This window comes from Isoptericola sp. NPDC055063 (genome assembly GCF_053608125.1).
Window position 1 is genome coordinate 20,458 of the sequence record NZ_JBSGUW010000022.1, and the last position, 6,552, is coordinate 27,009.

Consider the following 6,552-nt stretch of genomic DNA (forward strand, 5'->3'; position numbering starts at 1 on the left):
CTCGTCATCCTGCCGCGGACCGCGTCGCCGCCTCCAGCAGCTCCAGGACATGGACGTAGTCACGGCCGGTGGCGCGCGTCATCCCCATCTCGCACGTGCGGTTGTTGGACACGTACGCGTCCGCCCGGCCGCCGGCGAGCACCTCGGTCGCCTCGGCGTGCGTGGCGGCCGCCGTGAGCTCGGGGTGCAGCATCCCGCGGTCGCCCGCGAACCCGCAGCACCCCCACGCGGCGGGCACGACCGCCTCGTCGGCGACGGCGGCCGCGACGGCGCGCAGGTCGTCCACCGCGCCCAGGTGCACGGTGGCGCAGGTCGGGTGCACGACGACGCTGTCCTGCGTCGCGATCTCGACCCCGCGCTCCGCGAGCGCCGGCAGCACGTCGGTGCGCACGAACGTCACGGCGTCGACGATGCGCAGCCGCGCGAACCGCTCGGCATCCTCTCCGGCCAGGTGGTGCGGCGTCTCGACCAGCCCGTGCGTGCAGCTCGACGCGTCGCACACGACGGGCAGCTCGCCGCCGCGCGTCGCCGTCCACAGGGCGTCCAGCACCTGCCGCGCCATCCGCGCCGCGCCGTCGGGTAGGCCCTTGCTCACCCACGGCGTGCCGCAGCACAGCCCGCCGATTCCCTCCGGGACGGCGAGCCCGATCCCCGCCCGCTCGCACAGCGCGCGGAACGCGGCCTCGGCGCCCACCGCGCCCCCGCCGCCGGGAAGCCCGCCATCCGCGGGCGCGAACAGCTCCCCCATGCAGGACGCGAACAGCACCGCGCGCGGCGCGCCACCGTCCGCGGCCGCCAGGAAGTCCTCCTCGCGCTGGGGGCCGGGGCCGGGCAAGTCGGCGTCGACCCTCGGCACGACGTCCGTCCCGACGATGCCGCGCGCCACCTCCGACGCCGCCCGCACCACCGGGGTGGGCACCTTCTGCACCACGCCCAGCGCGCCGCGCAGCACGTCCACCACCGGACCCCAGCTGCCCGCGAGCGCCTCGCCGCCCTGCTGCACGAGGGCCGGGTTGGACCGCGCGCGGTGCCCCTTCATGACGACGCCCGTGTCGATGCCGACCGGGCACGCCTCGACGCACATCGAGTCCGCCGCGCAGGTCTGCACACCCCAGTACTCGTAGGCGCGCTGCAGCTCCGCCCGCTCCTCCGGCGGTGCCACGGCCAGCTCCTTGAGGAGGGCGATGCGTTGGCGGGGCGTCGTCGTGACGGTGCGCGACGGGCAGCCCGGCTCGCAGTAGCCGCACTCCACACAGCGGTCCACGAGGGCGGCGTCCTCCCCGCCGGCCGACGCCTCCACCTTGAGGTCGCGCAGGTGCTCGGACGGGTCGTCCGTGATGATCACGCCCGGGTTGAGCACGCCGCGCGGGTCGAACAGGCGCTTGATCTCGCGCATCACGGCGTACAGGTCGTCGCCGTACTGGCGGCGCACGAACGGCGCCATGATGCGGCCCGTGCCGTGCTCCGCCTTGAGGGAGCCGCCGTGGCCGAGGACCAGGTCGACGAGGTCGTCGCTGAAGGCCGCGTACCGGTCCAGCTCGGCGGCGTCGCCGAGCCGCGGCGTGATCATGAAGTGCAGGTTGCCGTCCTTCGCGTGCCCGAAGGTGACCGCGTCGTCGTACCCGTGGCGGGCGAACAGCCCGCCCAGGTCGCGGACCGTCGCGGTCAGGTCGGGGACGGGGACGACGACGTCCTCCAGCAGCGCCGTCGCCCCGGCCGGCCGCGCGCCCGCGACCGCCGTGTACAGGCCCTTGCGCACGCGCCACAGGCGCTCGCGGGTGGCGGGGTCGCTCGTGAGGGCGGCCGGCAGCTCGAGCGTGAGCCCGTCGACGACGGCGCGGGCGGCGTCCTGCAGGGGCGCGAGGCCGTCGTCGGTGGCGGCGCGGTACTCCACGAGCAGCGCCGTCTGGCCGGTGATGCCCGCGCCGCGGGCGAGCGCCCGCATCGACGGGTCGGCCTTCGGGTCCGCCGCCGCGACACGCAGGGACGCCGCGTCCATGAGCTCGATCGCCTCCGGCCCGGACGCGCCGAGCGGCACCAGGGCGTCCGTGGCCCGCTCCAGGGAGTCGAAGACGAGCAGCGTCGTCGCGACCCTCGTCAGCAGCGGCACGGTGCGGAACGTGACGTCCGCGACCCAGCCGAGCGTGCCCTCCGAGCCGATCATGAGGTGCTCGAGGATCCGCACCGGGTCGTCGTGGTCGAGCAGCGCGTTCACCGAGTAGCCCATGGTGTTCTTCATCGCGAACTGCCGCTGGACCTCCGCACGCATCGTCGCGCTGCCGCGCACCCGGTCGCGCAGCTCCGCGAGGCCTCGGTGCAGGTCGGGCTCCAGGGCAGCGAGCCGCGCGTCGGCGTCATGGGCGCCCGTGTCCACGACCGTGCCGCTCGCCAGCACCGCCGTCATCGACTCGACCGTGCGGTACGCCGTGCGGGTGGTGCCCGACGACATCCCCGACGAGTTGTTGGCGACCACTCCCCCGACCGTGCACGCGATCTCGCTCGCCGGGTCCGGCCCGAGGCGCCGGCCGTGCCGGGCGAGGTGCCCGTTCACCAGCCGCAGCGTCGCGCCCGGCTGGCAGCGCACCCGCTCGCCGCCGTCCAGCACCTCCACGCGCGTGAACCGAGTGCGCGTGTCGATGAGCATCCCCGCGCCCGACGCCTGCCCCGACAGGCTCGTGCCGCCCGAGCGGAACGTCACCGGCAGCCCGCGCCGGCTCGCCTCCCGCATCGCCGCGACCACGCCGTCGAGGTCGTGCGCGCGCGCCACCGCCTCCGGGCGCAGCAGGTAGTGCGACGCGTCGTGGGCGTGCGCCACCCGGCTGAGCAGGTCCGTGCGCAGCTCGAAGCCCGCGCCGTCCACGCTCGGTCGTGGGCCCGGTCGTGGGCTCTGTCGTGGGCTCTGTCGCGGGCGCCGCATGCCGCCGGTCGTGGGTCGTGCCGTCATCCCCGCACCTCCGTGGGCTTCCCGAGCCTCCGCTGCAACGATGCCTCGCGGTCCACGGCTCCGCCCCTTCGCGACGTCGGCACTTTTCTCGCTACCGTACTAGCGGCACGGCAAACTTCTTCATCCCGACGACGGACGCGCCGTAGTCTCTGCGCGTGCCCCGCGACGACTCCCCTCCCCCGCCGGCGACCCCGCGGCGCATCCTCATCGCCGGTACGTCGGGCGCGGGCAAGACGACGCTCGCCGGGCGCCTGACCGCCGCGCTCGACCTGCCGTACACCGAGCTCGACAGCCTGCACCACGGGCCCGCCTGGATCCCTCGGCCGGAGTTCGAGGACGACGTCCGCGCGATCGTCGCTCAGGACGCCTGGGTGAGCGAGTGGCAGTACGCCGTCGCCAAGCCGCTGCTCCTGGAGCGCGCGGAGCTGCTCGTGTGGCTCGACCGGCCCGTGCGCGTCGTCATGCGGCAGGTCGTGGGGCGCACGCTGCGCCGGCGACTCCGGCGCGTCGAGCTGTGGAACGGGAACCTCGAGCCGCCCCTGCGGACCCTGTTCACCGACGAGGACCACATCCTGCGGTGGGCCTGGCGCACCCGGCACAAGCTGCGCGGGCTGGACATGCGCCTCGCCGTCGAGGCGCCGCACGTGCGGGTCGTGCGGCTGCGCAGCCGCCGCGAGGTGGACGCGTGGTCCCACGGGATCGCCTCGCGCCCGACCCCCGGCCCGCCTACCGGCTGACGTCCGCCCCCTGGAGCGTGCCGGCCAGCGCGTGCACGATCGGCACGTCGCCGTCGAGCCAGTCGACGCCGAGCAGGTCGTCGTGACACAGCCAGCGCAGCTCGTCGTGCTCCACGAGGGGTGCGGGGTCGCCGTCGGTGACGACGGCGAACCACAGGCGCATCACGTGGCGCTCGGTGATGAACCAGCCGCCGTCGTCGGGACCGGTCACCTCGTGACCGAGCTCCACGCGCACGCCGAGCTCTTCCCGCAGCTCGCGGTGCAGCGCCTCGACGGGTGTCTCCCCCGGGTCGACCTTGCCGCCCGGGAACTCCCACCGCCCCACCAGGTGCGCCGGCCGGCTCCGCCGCGCCGCGAGCAGGCGGGCGGGGCGGTCGAGGTCGTCGACGATCGCGGCGGCGACCACGAGGCGGCGTGCAGTCATGACCCGAGTCTTTCATCCGGCCCCGGACGTGCGAGAGCCCCGCACCGACGACCTCCCCTGTCGTCGAGCGGGGCCCGCACCACTTCGCCTCAGCTCGCGCCGAGCCCGGAGCCGAGCCCAGCCTGTCGCGCCCATGCGACGGCCTCGGCCCGGCTGGAGACGCCGATCTTGCGGTACACGCTGCGAACCTGCGACTTCACCGTGTTCCGGGTGACGAACAGCTTGGTCGCGATCTGCTCGAGGGTGACGTCCTCGGACAGGTTGGACAGGACAACCCGCTCGCGACGCGTCAGCAGACGGTTCGTCACCGGGCCCGTGAGTTCGATCGTGCTCATCGTTCTTCCTCCTCGACGGCCGCCGACCGAAGGTCGACCAGGGGAAGCCGTCATGGATAAGGAAGGGAAGGCACGCCTGTCATGACGCGGGTTTTCTGCGGGTAGTTGCCGCCGGACGACGACGACGGCCGGCCGCGCCCTCCGACGGGGCGCGGCCGGCCGTGTTGCCGCAGGTCAGCGCGGTTATCCCAGGCAATCAACCCATTTCGGACCCGAATATCACGATTCGGTCACGAGATCTGGGAAAGCCTTAGCCCGCCTGGGCGGCATACTCGTCGGCCGTCAGCAGGGCCCCGCGGTCGGTCACGTCGACCTTGAAGAGCCAGCCCTCGCCGAACGGGTCGGCGTTCACCACGGCCGGGTCGTCCACCGCGGACTGGTTGACCTCCACCACCGTGCCGCTCACGGGCGAGTACAGCTCGGAGACCGACTTGGTGGACTCGATCTCGCCGACGACGGAGCCCGCCTCGATCGTCGCGCCCACCTCTGGCAGCTCGAGGTAGACGACGTCGCCCAGCGCGTCGGCGGCGACGGACGTGACGCCGACCGTGGCGGGGGACGCGTCGTCCACCCACTCGTGCTCGGCGGAGTACCGGAGGTTCTGCGGGAAGTCGGCCATGGGAGTGCTCCTTCGGGGGTCTTCAGCGTGGGGGGTCGGGATGGCGGTGCTCGTAGGGCTGCGGACGAGGACGATCGTCCTACGAGCGCTTGTGGGGCCCGTGGACGAGGACGATCGTCCTACGAGCGCTTGTGGGGCCCGTGGACGAGGACGATCGTCCTACGAGCGCTTGTGGGGCCCGTGGACGAGGACGATCGTCCTACGAGCGCTTGTAGAACGGCAGCCGGACGACGACGAACGGCTCGGCACGGCCGCGGACGTCGACGGCGAGCTCCGTCCCCTCGGCGGACACCTCGGGTGTCACGTACGCCATCGCGACGGGGTAGCCGAGCGTGGGCGACGGCGCGCCCGACGTCACGTGGCCGACGACGGCACCCACGGCCCCGTCGAGGCCGCGCTGCACGACGTCGTACCCGGCACGGGCCGGGCGACGGCCCTCGCCGCGCAGGCCGACGAGGACGCGGGCGGGCTCGCTCTGTGCGCGCGCGGCGAGCGCGGCGCGGCCGACGAACGGCAGCGGCTCGCCGTCCGCGCCCTTCTTGTCGAGCTTCACGACGCGGCCGAGGCCCGCCTCGTACGGCGTGGTGGTCTCGTCGAGCTCGTGCCCGTACAGCGGCATGCCGGCCTCGAGGCGCAGGGAGTCGCGCGCGGAGAGGCCGGCCGGGACCAGGCCCTGCCCCTCCCCCGCCGCGAGCAGCGCGCGCCACAGCTCGACAGCCTGCCCGGCGGGCACGAACAGCTCGAAGCCGTCCTCCCCCGTGTATCCGGTGCGGGCGACGAGCACCGCGATCCCCGCCACGGTGGCGGACGCGGAGGCGTAGTACTTCATGGTGCGGACCGTGTCGACGTCGTCCGCGATCGTGAGAGAGGCGACGATCTCCTCCGCCCGCGGGCCCTGCACGGCAACCAGCGCCGTCTCGGCCGACCGGTCGGTGACGGTCGTGTCGAACCCGGAGGCCCGCGTCACCAGCTCCGCCGCGACGCGCGGCGCGTTGCCGGCGTTCGCGACGACGAGGAAGTGCTCGTCCGCCAGGCGGTACACGATGAGGTCGTCGAGCACGGAACCGTCCTCGGCGCAGATCATCGAGTAGCGCGCCCGGCCGACGCCGATCGCGCTCGCGTTGCCCACGAGGGCGGCGTCGAGCGCCGCGCCGGAGCCCGGGCCCTCGAGGTGGATCTCCCCCATGTGCGACAGGTCGAACAGTCCCGCCGCCTCCCGCACCGCGCGGTGCTCCGCGAGGTCGGAGGTGTACCGCAGCGGCATCAGCCATCCGCCGAACCCGGTGAGGCTGGCGCCCAGCGCGACGTGCTCGTCGTGCAGCGGCGTGTGCTGGTCCTGCGTCGTGTCCTGCTGGTCCTCGGCCATCGAGGCTCCCTTCGGTGTGTCCCGGGTCGAGTGTTGTGGGGGGGGGGTTTGGTCTGTTTTTTTGGTGAAGGGGGGGGGAACACACACCCCCAACAGTCAAGGGGGGGGGGGGGGGTTCGCCTCGGAA

The 6,552-nt window shown here is 73.9% G+C and carries 6 protein-coding genes; 1 reads left to right on the forward strand and 5 read right to left on the reverse strand.

Translation table 11 applies throughout. The features are described from left to right. Positions 1-4 precede the first annotated feature (4 nt). Entirely contained in the window at positions 5-2,860 is a 2,856-nt protein-coding gene (locus ACWF41_RS20770; protein ID WP_380324545.1) for an FAD-binding and (Fe-S)-binding domain-containing protein, read from the reverse strand. Between the two features lie 239 nt (positions 2,861-3,099). Here ACWF41_RS20770 and ACWF41_RS20775 point away from each other — a divergent pair, with 239 nt between their 5' ends. After that, on the forward strand, positions 3,100-3,681 hold the full coding sequence (locus ACWF41_RS20775; RefSeq protein WP_380324548.1) for a P-loop NTPase family protein: 582 nt from the start codon (positions 3,100-3,102) through the stop codon (positions 3,679-3,681). On the opposite strand, the gene ACWF41_RS20780 is transcribed toward ACWF41_RS20775, so the two are convergent. From ACWF41_RS20780 to gcvT, 4 genes are all read right to left on the reverse strand, one after another. Further along, positions 3,671-4,105 (reverse strand): (deoxy)nucleoside triphosphate pyrophosphohydrolase, encoded by a 435-nt coding sequence (locus tag ACWF41_RS20780; RefSeq protein WP_380324551.1) that lies wholly within the window; start codon positions 4,103-4,105, stop codon positions 3,671-3,673. The genes ACWF41_RS20775 and ACWF41_RS20780 overlap by 11 nt on opposite strands. Before the next feature lie 89 nt (positions 4,106-4,194). Continuing rightward, positions 4,195-4,440 (reverse strand): helix-turn-helix domain-containing protein, encoded by a 246-nt coding sequence (locus ACWF41_RS20785; RefSeq protein WP_380324554.1) that lies wholly within the window; start codon positions 4,438-4,440, stop codon positions 4,195-4,197. A gap of 250 nt (positions 4,441-4,690) precedes the next feature. Then, a complete protein-coding gene (gene gcvH / locus ACWF41_RS20790) occupies positions 4,691-5,059 on the reverse strand; it encodes a glycine cleavage system protein GcvH (protein ID WP_380327138.1) in 369 nt (122 codons plus the stop codon). A gap of 199 nt (positions 5,060-5,258) precedes the next feature. After that, positions 5,259-6,425: a glycine cleavage system aminomethyltransferase GcvT gene (gene gcvT / locus ACWF41_RS20795; RefSeq protein ID WP_380327135.1), complete on the reverse strand. Its 1,167-nt coding sequence runs from the start codon at positions 6,423-6,425 to the stop codon at positions 5,259-5,261. Between the last annotated feature and the right edge of the window lie 127 nt (positions 6,426-6,552).

What these genes read in the sequence shown, in the direction of transcription:
- ACWF41_RS20780 (WP_380324551.1), bottom strand. Translation starts at nt 4,105, where the DNA reads ATGACTGCACGCCGCCTCGTGGTCGCCGCCGCGATCGTCGACGACCTC.
- ACWF41_RS20785 (WP_380324554.1), bottom strand. Translation starts at nt 4,440, where the DNA reads ATGAGCACGATCGAACTCACGGGCCCGGTGACGAACCGTCTGCTGACG.
- gcvH (WP_380327138.1), bottom strand. Translation starts at nt 5,059, where the DNA reads ATGGCCGACTTCCCGCAGAACCTCCGGTACTCCGCCGAGCACGAGTGG.
- gcvT (WP_380327135.1), bottom strand. Translation starts at nt 6,425, where the DNA reads ATGGCCGAGGACCAGCAGGACACGACGCAGGACCAGCACACGCCGCTG.